Origin of the sequence: Salinivibrio sp. AR640 (assembly GCF_001995405.1) — a bacterium.
Lineage (GTDB): Bacteria > Pseudomonadota > Gammaproteobacteria > Enterobacterales > Vibrionaceae > Salinivibrio > Salinivibrio costicola.
The window spans coordinates 1-16,975 of the sequence record NZ_MUFD01000006.1; the positions used below are offsets into that span (position 1 = coordinate 1).

Annotated in this window: 19 protein-coding genes; 8 read left to right on the forward strand and 11 right to left on the reverse strand. The window is 45.8% G+C overall.

All coding sequences use genetic code 11. The features are described from left to right. From BZG75_RS04915 to BZG75_RS04925, 3 genes are all read left to right on the forward strand, one after another. Window positions 1–826, forward strand: an 826-nt coding sequence (locus tag BZG75_RS04915) for a glycosyl transferase family 90 (protein WP_108742886.1), incomplete at its 5' end; no start/stop codon positions are given. 1 nt (window position 827) lies between these two features. Then, complete coding sequence (locus BZG75_RS04920; RefSeq protein ID WP_077576343.1) at window positions 828–2,120, forward strand: O-antigen ligase family protein; 1,293 nt, start codon at window positions 828–830, stop codon at window positions 2,118–2,120. A 9-nt stretch (window positions 2,121–2,129) separates the two neighbouring features. After that, the gene (locus BZG75_RS04925) at window positions 2,130–3,026 is read left to right on the forward strand and encodes a hypothetical protein (protein WP_077576344.1); all 897 of its coding nucleotides are present in this window, start codon (window positions 2,130–2,132) and stop codon (window positions 3,024–3,026) included. Window positions 3,027–3,069: 43 nt separating this feature from the next. Here BZG75_RS04925 and BZG75_RS04930 read toward each other — a convergent pair whose 3' ends face one another. Together BZG75_RS04930 and BZG75_RS04935 are read right to left on the reverse strand one after the other, a co-directional pair. Continuing rightward, the gene (locus BZG75_RS04930; RefSeq protein ID WP_077576345.1) at window positions 3,070–4,185 is read right to left on the reverse strand and encodes a glycosyltransferase family 4 protein; all 1,116 of its coding nucleotides are present in this window, start codon (window positions 4,183–4,185) and stop codon (window positions 3,070–3,072) included. 74 nt (window positions 4,186–4,259) lie between these two features. Further along, window positions 4,260–5,168, reverse strand: coding sequence for a glycosyltransferase family 2 protein (locus BZG75_RS04935; protein ID WP_077576346.1), 909 nt, complete (start codon window positions 5,166–5,168; stop codon window positions 4,260–4,262). A gap of 289 nt (window positions 5,169–5,457) precedes the next feature. Between BZG75_RS04935 and waaA the strand changes: the two genes are divergently transcribed. Continuing rightward, window positions 5,458–6,717, forward strand: a complete 1,260-nt coding sequence (gene waaA, locus BZG75_RS04940) for a lipid IV(A) 3-deoxy-D-manno-octulosonic acid transferase (RefSeq protein WP_077576347.1) — start codon at window positions 5,458–5,460, stop codon at window positions 6,715–6,717. Between the two features lie 7 nt (window positions 6,718–6,724). Here the strand turns inward: waaA and BZG75_RS04945 are convergent, their stop codons facing one another. Then, complete coding sequence (locus BZG75_RS04945; RefSeq protein WP_077461578.1) at window positions 6,725–7,435, reverse strand: 3-deoxy-D-manno-octulosonic acid kinase; 711 nt, start codon at window positions 7,433–7,435, stop codon at window positions 6,725–6,727. A gap of 160 nt (window positions 7,436–7,595) precedes the next feature. Between BZG75_RS04945 and coaD the strand changes: the two genes are divergently transcribed. Further along, window positions 7,596–8,102, forward strand: a complete 507-nt coding sequence (gene coaD / locus BZG75_RS04950) for a pantetheine-phosphate adenylyltransferase (protein WP_025744211.1) — start codon at window positions 7,596–7,598, stop codon at window positions 8,100–8,102. Here the strand turns inward: coaD and mutM are convergent. From mutM to radC, 5 genes are all read right to left on the reverse strand, one after another. After that, window positions 8,094–8,909, reverse strand: a complete 816-nt coding sequence (gene mutM / locus BZG75_RS04955; RefSeq protein WP_077576348.1) for a bifunctional DNA-formamidopyrimidine glycosylase/DNA-(apurinic or apyrimidinic site) lyase — start codon at window positions 8,907–8,909, stop codon at window positions 8,094–8,096. The genes coaD and mutM overlap by 9 nt on opposite strands. Before the next feature lie 18 nt (window positions 8,910–8,927). Next, window positions 8,928–9,407, reverse strand: a complete 480-nt coding sequence (locus BZG75_RS04960) for a hypothetical protein (RefSeq protein WP_077461508.1) — start codon at window positions 9,405–9,407, stop codon at window positions 8,928–8,930. A gap of 117 nt (window positions 9,408–9,524) precedes the next feature. Beyond that, window positions 9,525–9,695: a 50S ribosomal protein L33 gene (gene rpmG / locus BZG75_RS04965; RefSeq protein ID WP_025673846.1), complete on the reverse strand. Its 171-nt coding sequence runs from the start codon at window positions 9,693–9,695 to the stop codon at window positions 9,525–9,527. 13 nt (window positions 9,696–9,708) lie between these two features. Continuing rightward, entirely contained in the window at window positions 9,709–9,945 is a 237-nt protein-coding gene (gene rpmB, locus BZG75_RS04970; RefSeq protein ID WP_025673845.1) for a 50S ribosomal protein L28, read from the reverse strand. A gap of 185 nt (window positions 9,946–10,130) precedes the next feature. Beyond that, window positions 10,131–10,814 carry a RadC family protein gene (gene radC, locus BZG75_RS04975; protein ID WP_077461507.1) on the reverse strand — a complete coding sequence of 228 codons (684 nt, stop codon included), beginning with the start codon at window positions 10,812–10,814 and terminating at the stop codon, window positions 10,131–10,133. A 245-nt stretch (window positions 10,815–11,059) separates the two neighbouring features. On the opposite strand from radC, the gene coaBC reads away from it, so the two are divergent. Next, window positions 11,060–12,304 carry a bifunctional phosphopantothenoylcysteine decarboxylase/phosphopantothenate--cysteine ligase CoaBC gene (gene coaBC / locus BZG75_RS04980; protein ID WP_077576349.1) on the forward strand — a complete coding sequence of 415 codons (1,245 nt, stop codon included), beginning with the start codon at window positions 11,060–11,062 and terminating at the stop codon, window positions 12,302–12,304. 204 nt (window positions 12,305–12,508) lie between these two features. After that, window positions 12,509–13,099: a nucleoid occlusion factor SlmA gene (gene slmA, locus BZG75_RS04985; RefSeq protein ID WP_025744387.1), complete on the forward strand. Its 591-nt coding sequence runs from the start codon at window positions 12,509–12,511 to the stop codon at window positions 13,097–13,099. 119 nt (window positions 13,100–13,218) lie between these two features. Here the strand turns inward: slmA and pyrE are convergent, their stop codons facing one another. Together pyrE and rph are read right to left on the reverse strand one after the other, a co-directional pair. Beyond that, window positions 13,219–13,860 (reverse strand): orotate phosphoribosyltransferase, encoded by a 642-nt coding sequence (gene pyrE, locus BZG75_RS04990; protein WP_077576350.1) that lies wholly within the window; start codon window positions 13,858–13,860, stop codon window positions 13,219–13,221. Between the two features lie 109 nt (window positions 13,861–13,969). After that, complete coding sequence (rph, locus tag BZG75_RS04995; protein WP_025744385.1) at window positions 13,970–14,686, reverse strand: ribonuclease PH; 717 nt, start codon at window positions 14,684–14,686, stop codon at window positions 13,970–13,972. 160 nt (window positions 14,687–14,846) lie between these two features. Here rph and BZG75_RS05000 point away from each other — a divergent pair, with 160 nt between their 5' ends. Continuing rightward, window positions 14,847–15,710, forward strand: a complete 864-nt coding sequence (locus BZG75_RS05000; protein ID WP_077576351.1) for a YicC/YloC family endoribonuclease — start codon at window positions 14,847–14,849, stop codon at window positions 15,708–15,710. A 111-nt stretch (window positions 15,711–15,821) separates the two neighbouring features. Here BZG75_RS05000 and BZG75_RS05005 read toward each other — a convergent pair whose 3' ends face one another. Continuing rightward, window positions 15,822–16,847, reverse strand: a complete 1,026-nt coding sequence (locus BZG75_RS05005; RefSeq protein WP_077576352.1) for a virulence RhuM family protein — start codon at window positions 16,845–16,847, stop codon at window positions 15,822–15,824. Window positions 16,848–16,975 lie beyond the last annotated feature (128 nt).

Below are 16,975 nucleotides of genomic sequence, written 5' to 3' on the forward strand. Positions count from 1 at the left end.
GAATTATTACTGTAAGAAAGACTCTCAATTTTTTTTGGAAGAAACTGCATCTGTCAAAATAAAAGACTTCAAAAAACGCGGTCAAAGTGCTTACTTTTACGATCTTAAGCGCTTTTTAAATTACTTTCCAGAAAATAATAAATTTAGTTACCATTTCGGTGATGAGACGGAGGTCATTGGATGCCCTTCGATATACAAAGCTAGACCTGTTCATGAGGGAAATAGCAACTCAGTCCTTTTTAAATTAAACAAGAAAAGACACTTCAAGTTTGTTAGCGACAAGTTAAAATATAAAGACAAAAAAAACAAAGCTATTTTTCGTGGAAATGTCACACAACAACATAGAATTGAATTCATGGWAAAAATGTACGGACACCCATTACTAGATGCAGGACAATTAAATTACTCCAAAGAAAGACCTGAGTTCCATAGAGGTTTCACGTCGATGAAGGAGCAATTAAAATATAAATTCATCGTTTGCTTAGAGGGTAACGATGTCGCTTCAAATCTTAAATGGGTTATGTCATCCAATTCTATTGCTATCACACCAAGGATGCGATACGAAACTTGGTTTATGGAAGGCCGTCTCATCCCTGGAGTCCACTATATTGAGGTCCTTGATGATTGGTCAGACTTTCAGGATCAATTAGACTATTACTTAGCACACCCAGATGAAGCAGAAAAAATAATCACCAATGCTAAAAAACATGTAGCCATGTTCAAAGATGAGAACTTTGAGAAAATCATTTGTATAAAGACTCTGGAGAAATACTTTTCCCTTTGCAAAGAGACAAACCTAAAGAAAAAAGAAGTAAGGAATAATTAAGTTGATACAGTCACTAGAAAAAAAATGTGCAATCCTTGTCAAATCAAAAACTTATAGTTTTGTGGTGTTCGTATGCTGTCTCTTATACATTGCTTTGGCGCTTCCCAACTTAGAAATTTATTCGATATTCAAGAACATAATTATATTCGGAAGTATTCCATACATTTATCTTTTATCGAAAGAAGGAAATAAAGATATATTGTATCTTTTTATTGGGTGCTTCACCATTCAGACTTTAAGCTGGATAAACTCACTATACGCGATCCCAAATGCCGCCACCCCTTATCCCGATATGAAGTTACTGGCAAGCTTGTTTCTCTTTTTTCCAATGTCTTTTTTTATCAGAAAAAACAACAATAAACGCATAGTTTTATTCTCTACATTTCTCATTAGCTTTCTCATTACGGTCCTCGTTCACGACTATAATTATAATAGTCTTTCAGCAGCACTCAACGGCGTAAGAGTAGACTTTGGTTTGCATAACGCTCAATATACAAGCATGATGGCTGCAGTGGCTGCTATGGTATCCTCTCTTTTGTTTTTTTTAATCAAGGGACAAAAATATGAGTCTATTATTAGAGTGATATTAGGGATATCATTCGCATTCTGGATGTTTATTTTAATGGCAAGCCAGAGCCGGCAGATTTGGCTTTCACTCACTATTGTTTTATTATCTCTTCCAGTATTATCCATAAAAAAAATCGGAAGAAAGAATGTATTAGGGCTGTATTTAATCCTATTGTCGCTAGGGTTCTTGATAACAAAAACGGAAACTTTTAACGACAGGATGCTTGATACAAAGAACTCTGGAGACTTAGTTGTTGCAAAACGTATAATTGCAGGAGACTGGCAATCTATACCAATGACTAGTTTTGGCATTAGGTTTAACTCTTGGCAGGAGGCTTATTCTTGGATCAAAGAAAACCCTATATTAGGAACTACGAAAGCTGGCGTTAAAGAGCTAATACTAGAGTCCAAAGCCTTCCAGTCAAATCCTAGGACATCAGGATTCGGCCACTTGCACAACTATTATATAGAGACTTTAGTATCGTTTGGAATTGTAGGTATGATTTTTTTGATCTGCTTTTACTTTACGATATTTAAAAATGCTTTTAGTCGAGAAAAAGAGCCATCTTATATTTTCGTATTTTCGTTTTTAATACTATGGTTACTTATAAACAACTTTGAGTCATATAACTCAAAATACTATGGGCTATATATATTCAACCTAGTCCTCTCTTGCTACTATCTACCTCCGGAAGTCGGCAGTAAAAAAGGCAAAAAAAGACAATAAGGTAATAAAATGAAATTCATCAGTAATTATCTAAAAAAAAGAAAGAAAGAAAGAAAAGCATTGCGTTTTTTAGACTTAACGATAGAAGAGTCTGTAAAGAAACAAGAGCTAGAAAAGTTAGCATTATTTTCAAAAAAACCTTTAACAGTAAGAAAAGAAGAGGACTGCGATGATATCGTCGTGAGCCTCACCACTTACTCAAAAAGAATTCACGATATACATTTAGTCATTGAATCACTTGGCAAGCAAACATTAAAAGCAAATAGACTTGTCCTTTGGCTGGACGAGGATGAGTTTTCTCTACAAAGCATCCCACAGCTACTTAAAAATCAAATAAAAAGAGGGCTAGAGGTCAGATTCTATCGTAACATTAGATCATATAAAAAAATCATTCCTGCACTTAAAGAGTTCCAATCGAGCAAAATAATCACTGTAGATGATGATTTCTTATACCCTGTTGACTTAATCGAAATTTTAAATAACGAGGAAAAAAAGTATAAAGACTGTATCATTGGCATGCGAGCTCACACAATAAAAACCAATAAAAAAAAGATACTCCCTTATAAAAAATGGACTTTTGAGTCTTCATCCTCAGACTTTAATGAGCTAACTTTTTTAACGACAGGCGCAGGCACACTTTTCCCAAAAAATATTCCTCGACATCATTTCTGCCTTGAAGATGAATTCATGGCACTTTGTCCATTCGCAGATGATGTTTGGATTAATCTAATCTCTATCAAGTTCGGGATAAGAAGGAAAAGAGTTGACGACAAAAGAAGTTTCAGAAAAAGATTTATCCCCTTGCAGAACAATCAGGATATAGGTTTAAATATAGAAAATGTTCATAATAATAAAAATGATAAACAAATTCAGAATGTCATAGCAAAGTTCAACATCACCTTTTAATAATAGGCGCACTTTAAATGTGCGCCTATTACATGGGGAGTGTTCAGAATCGATTCTTTAATCTATATACCGCCTTAAGCTCCTGGTAATTATTCTCAAGAACAACGCTTACGTCCAATTTACAAGCCACTTCTCTACACTTTTTACTAACAGAGGTATTTCTTTTTTTATAAGCCCAAAACTCCATTTCACGCGACAAGTCCTCCTCTTTTACGTCATGGCTTATTACACTTGAAACTTCAGGTGTAATAACTTCTTTCGCTCCACAGTTATCAGTTGTTATAGCAGGCGTCCCACATGATAGGGACTCGATAACTGTAAAACCAAAGGGTTCATACAGTGTTGGTAGTACGTAACAATCTGCAATAGAAAAATACAGCTCAGGCCTCATGTCCTCACCTATAAACGTACACTTACTATCCACACCTAATTTTTTTGCAAGTTCAATATATCTTATTTCATTTGAATCTCGGCCAACAATGAGTAAGTGTGCGTCAATAGTCATCATGGAGAGGGCAACAAGAGCTTTTCTTAGCCCTTTGCGCTCATACCCTGTCCCTAGAAAAAGAAAAACCGGATTTTCGAAATTAACACCAAGATTATTTTTAAGATAGTCAGATTGATTTTTTACTCTTCTTGCATCGAAATGGTAAGTATCGACAAAATTATGTATAACTGAAATTTTATCATCTGGCACATTATGGCAGTATTGAACCTCTCGAGAACTTTTGTATGAATTGCAGATAACACGATAGTAATTGCCAGGCTTCATTGCTTTTCGCTCAATAAAGTAAGTCACCCAATCTTTTAATCGCATGCGCTGATTAAGAGACTGTGACATATAATAACTAGTTCCCGCACCGATTCTAAGTACATCGTGAGTCCAAGCATGTGCTAATCCATATACAATATCGTAATCTTCGTCTTTTACATGTTTCTCAACGGCTCTTGCAAACTGCCACAAACGATGACTCTTTCCTAAACTAAAGCCTCTTAATTTAACAAACTTAACACTGGGATGAGGAGGTTTATCTGCATGACTTCGACATATTATACTAACATCCTCCCCATTTTTAGCTAGATAAGCTGCCATTTTATTTAAGTAAAGCTCAACGCCACCACTGTAGGCATGCCGAAGGTGTACCAGTGCAATCTTCATAAATCAACCATATCTTTCGTATAATAAAATAACATTTTCAAAAAGAGCTAGCGCCATACTCCAAGAGAAAGAAACTATGAATTTGTCTTACTCTTTAGAAACCGAAAAAAAAGCTTTATACTTAGAAAAAAACCTAAGCCAGAACAAGTAATTAAGCGCATCGAAACACTATCACTAAAAGCCTTATTTTTAATTGAAAACCTTATTAACCGGTATTTCATTTTTTTATCTAAAGATAAAAACTTACTCCCGAGCTTTTTCACTTCATATTCATCACAAATAAATTCAAAGTGCAACAACCTAGCTTTTATAGCGCTTTCTTTTTGTTTTTCTTGATAAACGCGACTTACCTGATGATCAGAAACTCTATACATCAATAAAACTTCCTCTATATTTCCTATTAAACCAACCTTAGAAATGTCTGACCATAACTTAACGTCTTCTGCATGTGGGTACTTATCATCATAAATAACTCCATAATCAGAAAAAACAGACCTACGAATAATTGCTGACGGGTGAATAATTGGAGTCTTATCTAAAGAAGAAAACAACAGATCCACATGCGAAACACTTTTACTAATTAATCTCTCTTCATCACCAAAACATTGAGCTGCTGTTCCACTGGCTAGGATGTCTGGATTAGAAACCATGAAGTCGACTTGTTTAGATATACGTTCTGGGAATGCTATATCATCAGCATCCATCCTAACGATAAAATATCCCCGGGCCAATGAAATAGCTTCGTTAAGCGTATAGACAAGACCTTTGTTGCTTCTGGATACTATTCTAATCCTTCTATCAGTTTCTTTGAAACGTTCAAGAATACTTAACGATTCATCTTGAGAACCATCGTTAATTGCGATAATTTCTATATTCACATATGTTTGTATAACTAAACTATTTAAGCATTTTTCAAGAGTCTCTTGTGCATTATAAATAGGTAATACCACACTTACCTTGTGAATCTGTTTAGCACTTTTCATTCAATCACGTCTCGTAAAGTTAATCTAGATTAATGATATCACACTGTGACCTCGCACCTAATCACTTTGTACTTTCTGTTAGTTATACCAGGACCTAATATACGGTAATCTTTCATCGTAGTTTGTTGGATTTAAATCTCAACCTTTCTCATCTTTATGTAATTAGAGCTTTACACTTTGGATGTAAACATAAAGTAGAAAGGATTCATTAAAACAATGAGATATTTTTCATCTACAAATTCCAATATAGTAGCTATCATAGTTACTTTAGAACAATAGGAATTTCCCTGTGCGCTGGTTATACACATTATTACTCACGCTTGCTGCCCCTTTTTTGCTTGTCGGGCTTTATCGTAAACGGCCCGGTAAGCCGGCGGTGGGGGAGCGCTGGCAAGAGCACTTTGGTCGCACACCCAACGTTGAGGGGGCGCCGATTTGGTTGCATGCGGTTTCCGTAGGGGAAGTCCTCGCCGCCAAACCGGTGATCAGTGCACTGCAACAAGCTTATCCCGATGTTCCTATCCTCATCACCACCACTACAGCCACTGGGGCCGAGCAGGCAATGCGCATCAAAGGTGTGAACCATCGCTATATGCCTGTCGATTTTCCGTTTGCGATTCGTGGTTTTTTACGTGCAGTCTCTCCAAGGCTATGCGTGATCATGGAGACCGAGCTTTGGCCCAATACTTTGCATCATGTCGGTCGTGCCGGTGTTCCCATTACGATCATTAATGCGAGGCTTTCTGAAAAAGCATGCCACCATTATCAAAAAATTGCGCCGCTCTTTCGTGCCATGAGTCAGCATATCGATCTCATACTGTGTCAGCATACCACTGATAAAGCACGTTTTGCCGCACTGGGGGTTCCCGCAGAAAAACTAAGCGCAGTTGGGTCGGTGAAGTTTGATATCAAGGCGGTAAATCCTGATTTAGGCGCTGCGCTTCGTGACGCTCGCGGTGAACGCCCTTGCTGGATAGCGGCCAGCACCCATGCAGGCGAAGATGCCATCATGTTAGCCGCCCACAGTATTTTGCTACGTGATTATCCGGATGCTTTATTGATTATGGTCCCTCGCCACCCTGAGCGCTTTGATGATGTCTCGCAACAAGTCGCGGCTCAGGGCCTCAGTATACAAAGACATACTCAGGGCGAGGCGCTTGCCACGAGTACGCAAGTGTACCTTGGCGATACCATGGGTGAGATGATGATGTATCTCGCCAGTGCAGATGTGGTTGTCATGGCAGGGAGTTTTTTAGGCGCAAAAGTTGGCGGTCATAATCTGTTAGAGCCCGCAGCGCTCAGCAAACCCTTATTAACCGGACCCAGTTACTATAACTTCCAAGTCATTGGTGATGCTTTAATAGACGCAGGCGCACTGCAAGTATGTAACGATAGCCAAGATCTCGCGGCAAAGATTGGCGCTTTTTTTAATGCACCGCCACTGGCAGCGCAAGCAGGAAAAGCCGGTTTGGCGGTGGTCGAAGAAAACCGTGGCGCCGTTGAGCGAACCTTACAAGCACTCATCCCTTGGCTTCGACACTCGCACTGAGTGGCGACTACTTTCGAATATGATTGTAACCTTTTAAGACCGCAGCCCAATCCTCGGGCTGCCAGCGGATTTGGCGCTTCTCTTTTTCTTTTTTAAAAGAGCGGTGCAAGCGTGCTAAGTTGTCTTCTTTCCATTGCTCACCTTCACGCTGTTGGCACTTATCAAAATCAATCAGCCACAGTTTGCCTTTTCTATCACGAAGAATATTATGGATATTCAGATCAGAATGGCACACGCCGGCATCATGTAAACGACGCACCAAGCGGCCAATGGCGTGATAATCGTGAGCTAGCAAGCTGTTTTCGCTTAATATCGCCACCAAGTCACGGGCTCCTGGGACTTTTTCTACCAAGATATCGGCACGATAGGTACGGCCTGTCTTTACCGCACGAGCAGCGACGGGGCGCGGTACAGGGAGCTTTTTCTCGCGCAAATAAGCCAATAAGCGCAACTCCGCACCGCAGCGCGTTTCCTCCCAGCCCGTAAACCAGTATTGGTCTTTCACCAATTTGCCGAACAGGCCGCCGCGATAATAATGCCGCAGTGCCATCTCCATTTTCGGGCCACGGACAAAAAAGGTTATCCCTCGCCCTTTGGCTGAGCCGGTGACGGCAGCCTGTTGGTGCCAAAAATGAATATCAAAATACTGGCGCGGCTCCCCGACCACCAAGGTAGGATCGTACCAGATGCACTCGTTTTCGCGTTGCTCGACTTCTATACTCACGATTTTTCCTGTTTACGCACTGACGCTGGCGCACATCAGTGTACCTTGCTCGCGGTTAGAATCACAGGCAAGGGCACGCAAGAGAGTCAGAACAATGCGCGCAGAACAAGGATTTGATAACCTCTTCCCAATACACGTTTTTAAGGATAAGCCAGTGACACAAAAACAACATACCCGCGTGATTTACCCGGGCACATTTGATCCGATCACCAACGGTCACTTGGATCTGATTGAGCGCGCGGCACGAATGTTTGACGATGTGATTGTGGGCATTGCCGCCAGTCCAAGCAAACAACCGCTTTTTGATCTGAATGAACGCGTCGCCCTGACGCAAACGGTCACCGCGCACTTATCCAATGTCTCCGTGGTTGGGTTCTCAGGATTACTGGTCAACTTTGCCAAACAGTACCAAGCCAACATTTTGGTCCGTGGTTTGCGTGCCGTATCAGACTTTGAGTATGAGTTTCAGTTGGCCAACATGAACCGGCGTTTAATGCCCGAGCTAGAGAGTGTCTTTTTAACCCCGTCGGAGGAACACTCTTTTATCTCTTCCACACTCGTCAAAGAAGTGGCTTTGCACGGGGGAGACACGCGAGAATTTGTTCACCACGAGGTACTCAACGCTCTGAAAGACAAGCTGCAGGCAACGCCTTCATCCTAAAGGCTGGCATTGCGGGCAAAATACCGTTGCCCGCTGTCCAATGACGATACGCTCAAGCACAGCGTCACAAGCCGGACAAGGCTGACCGGATTTACCATAAACACGCAGCGCTTGGGCGAAATAACCGGCTTTACCATCCGCTTGCGTAAAATCTTTAAGCGTGGTTCCTCCTTGAGTGATGGCGGCTGCGAGAACGGTTTTAATTTCGTTCACCAAGCACGCCGCCTCAGTCGCCGAGAGACTGCCCGCGGGTCGCTTAGGGTGAATCCCCGCACAAAATAACGATTCGTTGGCGTAAATATTCCCCACCCCAACCACCACCGCGTTATCCATAATAAAGCTCTTCATCGCCATTTTTTTCCCTGTTGCTTTGGCTAACAGGTAGTCAGGGTCGAAGGCATCGGTTAATGGCTCGGGGCCTAATTTACCCAAAACGGTATGGGGCGTCTCACCGTCTTGCCACAGCCAGGCGCCAAAGCGGCGTGGATCATGATAACGCAGTAAGCGTCCATTACTGAGTGTCACATCGACATGATCGTGCTTCTCGGGCGCCAGTGACGTCGGTAGCACCCGCAAACTGCCTGACATCCCCAAATGGATAATCGCCGCCCCGACATCGGTTTCTAACAACAGATACTTGGCCCGACGTGTAACCCGGCGGATCACCTGCCCTTTAAGTTGTTGTAGCGCATCGGGAATCGGCCAACGTAACTTTGGCTGACGAATGGTAATATCGGTCACCGTTTGCCCTTCGACATACGGTATGATGCCTAAACGGCTCACTTCTACTTCCGGTAATTCTGGCATAGAGATGGCTCTGGATTATCACGATTTAGTTAGCGGGAAAAGATACCGACGATCAACAGACACCGCCAGCCATTGCCCCTGCTCATTTTGCATCAACCAAAATTGGGGCTGCTGATAATAAGTAATACGGATCGGCTCTTTGTCTGGACTCCGGGTCAACTCGAGCGTACGGGGAGCGGTAAGTTGTGGGCGCAGTGACTGTAAGGTTGCTTCATCAACTTGGGTGCCTGCCAACCCTAGCCACCGCTGAGCCAGCTCGGTTGGGCTGATCACTAACGGCTTATCCGTTTGCCAGCCATCCAAGGTACGGGTGAGCGTTAAATGCGCAAAGCGCAGTGATAACACCTCACTGCGTGAGTCCACCAGCGCAATGACGCCTTCAGGCATGGCATTTGATTGGCGCTGATGACGTAAATAATCGGGCAATAGCATTAAGCCAAAAAAAATCACGACTGAAAAAATCAGGATGTTGTTCCACGTCTGCCGTTTTAGCTTCATGTTTTCTCACCCAAGGCCGCTGTACGTATTTATCGCAGTATATACCCAAACACTGACGGATTTTAGTTATAAAAAAACCCAGCCGAAGCTGGGTCTTTTATCAAAGCATCGATCAAATTACTTGATTTTGGCTTCTTTATACATAACGTGCTTGCGAACTACAGGATCAAATTTCTTGATCTCGAATTTGCTAGGCATGTTACGTTTGTTCTTGTCTGTGGTGTAGAAGTGACCAGTACCCGCTGAGGATACTAGACGAATCTTCTCACGAACGCCGCTTTTAGCCATTCTCTAATTCCTCTTATACTTTCTCACCGCGGGCACGCATATCTGTCAATACAGACTCGATGCCTTTTTTGTCGATGATGCGCATACCTTTAGTGGATAGGCGCAGTTTAACGAAGCGTTTTTCGCCTTCTACCCAGAAACGATGAGTTTGCAGGTTCGGCAGAAAACGACGCTTGGTGGCGTTCTTAGCGTGAGAGCGGTTGTTACCAACTACAGGACGCTTGCCAGTTACTTGGCATACTCGTGACATGAAAGTCTCTCCAAAATCGTTTCGGCTCGATATCAACCTTGTCCGCCAGTCCTGCAACGTTAAGGTCAGGTCGAAGGTCAAGGCTATCAAAGGTGGCGCATTATACTAACTGAATTCACATTGCTCAAGTCCCGAGCAGATCCTTTTATGCGCTTTTTGATCGTTTTTTTCGCCAAAGGCGATCCTTAGGAGGATAACAACCAACCTCGTTCAGCGAACGATACCACATCTCCGTCCCCGACCACCAGATGATCTAACACGCGTACATCCACTAATGACAAGGCATTGGCGATTTTATCAGTGATATGTCGGTCCGCTTGGCTCGGTTCAGCGACCCCAGAAGGATGATTATGTGCCAAAATTAACGCAGCGGCATGAAGCTCTAATGCACGGCGAACAATTTCTCGCGGATAAACACTGGCGGCATTGTGGGTCCCTTCAAATAATTGCTCATCGGCAATCACTCGGTGTTGGTTATCGAGAAATAACACATAGAAGGCTTCACGTGGCCGATCGCGCAGTAACGTCGAGAGGTAACGCCGAGTATGATCGGGGCTGGTCAGGGCATCCGTTTTACTTAACGTCTCTTTTAAATAACGACGGCTGAGCTCCAGTACCGCTTGCAGTTGCGCGTATTTCGCACTGCCTAACCCCTTACGCTGACAAAACGCCGTTTGATCGGCTCCCATCAGCGCACGCAACGAACCAAAGTCCGTTAATAGATGATCAGCCAGCGCAACCGCACTCATCCCTGTGACACCGGTGCGTAAAAATATCGCCAGTAACTCAGCATCCGATAAACTGTCCGCCCCACGTGCTAATAGACGCTCCCTTGGACGACAATCCAAGGGCAAAGTTTTTAAGCTCATTATTATCCCTCTTTGATTTTGTCGCCAGTTAAGACACGCGAGGGATCTCGCACAATCCTTTTCGAGCGGAACTGCGGCTCGCTCGCGATTTTCCCTTGATAAGCACTCAAGGGTTTCAACCGCTCAGTGCTTAGATCGCATTCTACTTGGCTCACATCCCACGCGCTTTCCTTTGCGCTAACACACTTTTTGCACGGCGGATTATGGTATGGTTTCGCCATTCAAGCACAAACACACAGAGCATTATGGCCAATTCTTCAACACAGCCAGCCCAAACGCTGGCAGGTAAACGTATTCTGCTTGGCATGGGCGGTGGAATTGCCGCCTATAAGTGTGCCGATTTGACCCGTCGCCTGATCGAGCGTGGTGCCACTGTCAAAGTGGTAATGACACGCGCCGCTAAAGAATTTATCACACCGTTAACCCTGCAAGCGGTCTCAGGCCATCCGGTATCTGATAGCTTGCTCGATCCAGCTGCTGAGGCCTCAATGGGGCATATCGAGTTAGCGAAATGGGCAGATTTAGTATTGATTGCCCCCGCTACCGCCGATTTAATTGCCCGTATTCACGCTGGGATGGGGAATGATTTGCTCACCACGGTGTGCTTGGCCACCGATGCACCGATTGCGATTGCCCCGGCGATGAACCAGCAAATGTATCGCGCTCACGCTACCCAAGCGAATATACAGGTCCTACGCACGCGCGGTTGCCTTATTTGGGGGCCGGACAGCGGTGCCCAAGCCTGTGGCGATGTGGGGCCAGGCCGTATGCTTGAGCCACTGGCCTTAGTGGCAGAGTGTGAACACTGGGCCGGCCCAAAACCGCTCACCAATAAACGGGTAATGATTACCGCCGGGCCAACCCGAGAAGCCCTGGATCCGGTTCGCTATTTGTCGAATCACAGCTCTGGAAAAATGGGCTATGCCTTGGCCGAGGCCGCCGCCAGTTTAGGAGCCGAGGTAACCTTGATTTCCGGTCCGGTTGCATTAAGCACGCCCACCGGTGTCACGCGCGTGGATGTCACCACAGCCCAACAAATGCATGATGCTGTGCATGCCTCTATCACCGAGCACGATATCTTTATCGGCTGTGCCGCGGTCGCTGACTACCGTCCACAAACGATGGCCGAGCAGAAGATGAAAAAGCAGGCAGATAAAGACACGATGACCGTTACCATGGTGAAAAACCCCGATATTATTGCCTCGGTCGCCAACTTAATCCAGCATCGTCCATTTACGGTCGGTTTTGCCGCCGAAACCCAGGATGTTGCAGCCTACGCACGTGATAAACTCACCCGCAAAAAGCTCGATATGATTTGCGCAAATGATGTGTCTCACGCCGATCAAGGCTTTAACAGTGATCATAATGCCCTGCACCTATTCTGGTCTGACGGTGACAAAGCGCTCCCCCTTGCGGATAAACCGACGTTAGCGCGTAGCGTAATAGCACACATTCACACGCGCTATTTGCAACGGTCGATAAAAGAATAAGGGAGAAGCCCAGCACCCCGGAGGCCTTAGCTCCGGGGTGAAAAACAAGTTCAAAAGCGTGCGCCATGGCCACGCTTTTTGCTTTTAATACAGAGACCTCGTCGCTAAGATAAGAGGAAAGCGTCACACTCGGCGGCACCTCTCCATGATGCCTCCTTTAAACGTCGCCAGTGTGATAGATAAAAAGACAAAGGAATCGCATCCATGGCAGCCCCGAAAAAAAGTAATCGCCGCGAAGAGATCCTCCAAGCGCTTGCGCAGATGCTGGAGTCAACCCAAGGCAGCCAGCGCATCACCACCGCCAAGCTCGCCGAGCAAGTCGGGGTGTCAGAGGCCGCGCTTTATCGTCATTTTCCCAGTAAAGCACGTATGTTTGAGGGCTTGATTGAATTTATCGAAGACTCGCTCTTATCCCGCATCAACCTCATCATTGAAGAAGAAAAGGACACCTTGGTTCGTCTCAAGTTGATTCTGCAATTATTGCTGGTGTTTGGTGAACGTAACCCAGGGCTGACACGCATCATGACAGGCCATGCGCTAATGTTTGAGCAAGACAGGCTACAAGCGCGCATCAACCAGCTTTTCGAGCGCGTTGAAGCACAGCTCAAGCAAGTATTACGTGAGCGTCGCTTGCGCGAAGGAAAGGGCTTTCCTTTAGATGAAGCCGTGCTTGCCAGTCAGCTTATTAGCCAAGTGGAAGGCGGCTTTTGTCGTTACGTGCGCTCATCGTTTAAGCAGCTGCCAACCGCGAATTTTGAACAATACTGGCAACTGCTGACCAATCAATTGCAATGAGCGGTGTTGGCTGCAACGCAAATGGGCGCAATGCAATGGGCGCAATGCAATCGGCGTCGTTCAACGAGCGCAATGCAACTGGCTACATCTATAACGCTAGCCAGCTGCATGCACGTTGCTTAAATGCCGTAGTTCGCTTGGTACCCTTTCACCGCGGCTAACTGCGCCGGATCCGCTTGGCTTTGTTCTAAGTAAGCGACTAAATCAGACAAACTAATGATAGAGACGACTTGGCAACCAAAGTCACGCTCCACTTCTTGGATCGCCGATAACTCACCTTGGCCGCGCTCTTGGCGATCAATTGCCACCAAGACACCCGCCAGTTGTGCGCCTTGCGCCTGAATCAGTTTCATGGACTCGCGAATCGCGGTGCCGGCGGTAATCACATCGTCCACTAACATTACTCGACCTGCGAGTGCACTGCCTACCAAGTTGCCACCTTCGCCGTGGTCTTTAGCCTCTTTGCGGTTAAAACAATATGGCGTATCCACATCATGATGCGCCGCGAGCGCCACCGCTGTGGTGGTCGCAATGGGGATCCCTTTATACGCCGGGCCAAACAGCACATCATAATCTATGCCTGCATCCATCAACGCCGCGGCATAAAATTCACCCAGTTTTGCCAAATCGCGCCCGGTATTAAACAACCCCGCATTAAAAAAGTACGGGCTCTTACGCCCCGACTTCAGGGTAAACTCGCCAAACTTCAAAACCTGCCGCTCAAGGGCAAACTCAATAAACTGGCGCTGATAGGCTTTCATGCAGTCCTCTCTTGCTGTCTGTGATTATTATCGGGCGTTCGCGACGCGCGCCCATCTCAGGTTAATAGATAAAAAAATAGCCCCCGAGATGGGAGCCATTGCAATAGGATTATTCGGCCAGGGCCGATTTTTGCGCGACGACAATGTCATCAATGCCCTTACTGGCCAGTGCCAACATGGCATTGAGCTCATCGGGAGTAAACGGCTCAGCTTCTGCCGTGCCTTGCACCTCAATCATGCGGCCATCTTCGAGCATCACCACATTCATGTCGGTATCTGCCGCTGAGTCTTCCACATACTCGAGATCGCAAATCGGCGTTTGTTGATAAATGCCCACCGACACCGCAGCCACGTGGCCACGCATTGGATTCGCAGCAAGCTTGCCGTTACGTACTAACGCATTAAGCGCGTCCGCCAGTGCCACACTCGCCCCCGAAATGGACGCCGTGCGTGTGCCGCCGTCGGCTTGAATTACATCACAGTCAACCGTAATGGTGCGCTCACCCAATGCTTTTAAATCGACCGCGGCGCGCAAACTGCGGCCAATCAAACGTTGGATTTCTACCGTGCGGCCACCCTGCTTACCGTTTGACGCTTCACGACGGTTACGGGTGTGGGTCGCACGTGGCAACATGCCATACTCGGCGGTCACCCAACCTTGGCCCTTGCCTTTCAAAAAGCGTGGCACGCCCTCTTCGATCGTGGCATTACAAATCACCTTGGTATCACCAAAGCATACCAACACAGAGCCTTCTGCGTGGGCCGTAAAACCGCGGGTAAAGCTAACGGGACGAATTTGGTCGAGTGCTCTTCCACTTGGGCGCATGCAAGTTACCTTCATTGACTGAAAAATGTGATGGCGATTATACGTGTTTATCCGCTCGCTTGCGATCCCTGTCCGCCTTGCCGTTCAAGACAGCTGACGCAAGAAGAGCAGATGCGTATACTCTTCATTATTCACTCTTATCACACAAAAGCAGGTACACATGATCCACAGTATGACCGCCTACGCGCGACAAGAACTCAAGGGCGATTGGGGCAACGCGGTTTGGGAAATCCGCTCCGTCAACCAGCGCTACCTTGAAACCTATATCCGCATGCCTGAGCAGTTACGTAGCCTCGAGCCTGTGGTGCGCGAGCGTTTCCGTAAGCGCCTCGCCCGCGGCAAAGTGGAATGTAACCTGCGTTTTGATTCATCCCAAGCCAGCCAAGACAAACTCACCATCAATGAAGATCTTGCCAAACAAGTGATTGATGCGGCGAAATGGGTTAAAGACACTGCGGGCGAAGGCAATATTAACCCGTTTCAAGTCTTAAACTGGCCAGGGGTGATGGAAGCGCCGGAGCAAGACACCGATACCCTTCACCGTGCCCTACTGGACGGGCTTAATGAAGCGCTCGATGCTTTTGTGGCGGCCCGGGCCAGCGAAGGCGACAACATGAAAGTGCTGATTGAGCAGCGATTGGATGCGATTAGCGCTGAAGTGATCAAAGTGCGCGAAAAAATGCCCACCGTGATTGAGTGGCAGCGTGAGCGTTTGACCACGCGTTTGGAAGAAGCCAAAGTGGAGCTCGACCCGGCCCGCGTTGAGCAAGAAATGGTGATGCTGGCACAAAAAGTCGATGTGGCCGAAGAGTTAGACCGCCTCGACTCACACGTTTCAGAAGCGCGCAAAATCCTCAAAAAAGGCGGCGCCTGCGGCCGACGCTTGGACTTTATGATGCAAGAGTTCAACCGCGAAGCCAACACCCTGGCCTCCAAATCGATCAGCACCGAGATCACCGCCTCCGGCGTCGAGCTCAAAGTGCTCATCGAGCAAATGCGCGAACAAATTCAGAATATAGAGTAATCACTAAATCATCGTTTGAGTGTGGTTCAGGCAAAGCCCATTTTAAGAATGGGCTTTGTTGTTTCTTGAGAGCTGCCATGCTCGTCGCTACGAGTGACATCTCTAATACAGCTATTTGCCTTTTTTGAGCGCAGCCTTGAGCGCAGCAATGTTGACCTTTTCGCCCTCAGCCTCTTTTAAACGACGGCGTTGTTCTGCGAAATGTTCAAACTCCAATTTCGCCTTATCATCGGCTGCTTTTTTGGATATTTTTCCAGCGCCGCTTAGAACCTCTCGGTCGTTAAAACTTAAGAACTGATCCAGTTTATCCGCCCAATCTTGCAAGAAAACCTGTTTTCGGCGAAGAGCTTGGTCTTCAGCAAAGTCAAGCCACATATTAACAATACGATTCAGTTCCTTGATTTCGTTCTCACGCAGATAGTTTTTGGCAACGGTCACGTCTGTCCTGCGTACTTCGTCACCTTTATAACTGGTTAACCCCATGTCTGGTTTGCTGGCATCCACACGGCTAGCGATAAGCTCAGCAGCGGTCATATGCGTACAAGCATAATGCAGTTTATTCTGAATGATTTGAAAAAAACGATTAGTCTCCTGATTGGATGGCTCATAGTCCGCCGCCATTGTGAAGATCTCTTTCACCCTCAGATAAACTCGTCGTTCGCTGGCTCTAATGTCGCGAATGCGTTCCAGCATCTCATCAAAATAGTCTGGAACAGCAGACGACCCAACAGGCGGATTTTTTAAGCGCTCGTCATCCATTACGAAGCCTTTAATGAGGTATTCTTGGAGCGTTTGCGTAGCCCATTGGCGAAATTGAGTACCACGTTGTGAGCGAACTCGATAGCCCACCGCGATAACTAAGGGCAGGCTGAAATATTGTACATTGTATGATTTCCCGTCCGAAGCAGTTGTTCGGTATAACCGAACAACTGCATTTTCGTCCAATTCACCTTCAGTAAAGATATTTTTTATATGTTCACTGATAGTTGCTTTGGCTTTCCCGTACAACTCACCAATCATGGCTTGAGATAACCACAATGTATCGGATTCAAAACGGCACTCAACACGAGTTTGACCGTCTGCACTAGTGAAGAAAACAAACTCTCCTTGTGGAGCTTGAGGGATATGCTCTGTCATTCATTTCACCTTCTGCATCATTGATAGAACACGCTTATTCAAACCACTGCTTATTGGTAGACTTTTTCGACCTCAGCAAACGTAGTCACACTCTCTAGACGAGTTAGGGTTGTAAGTTTCATCGAATT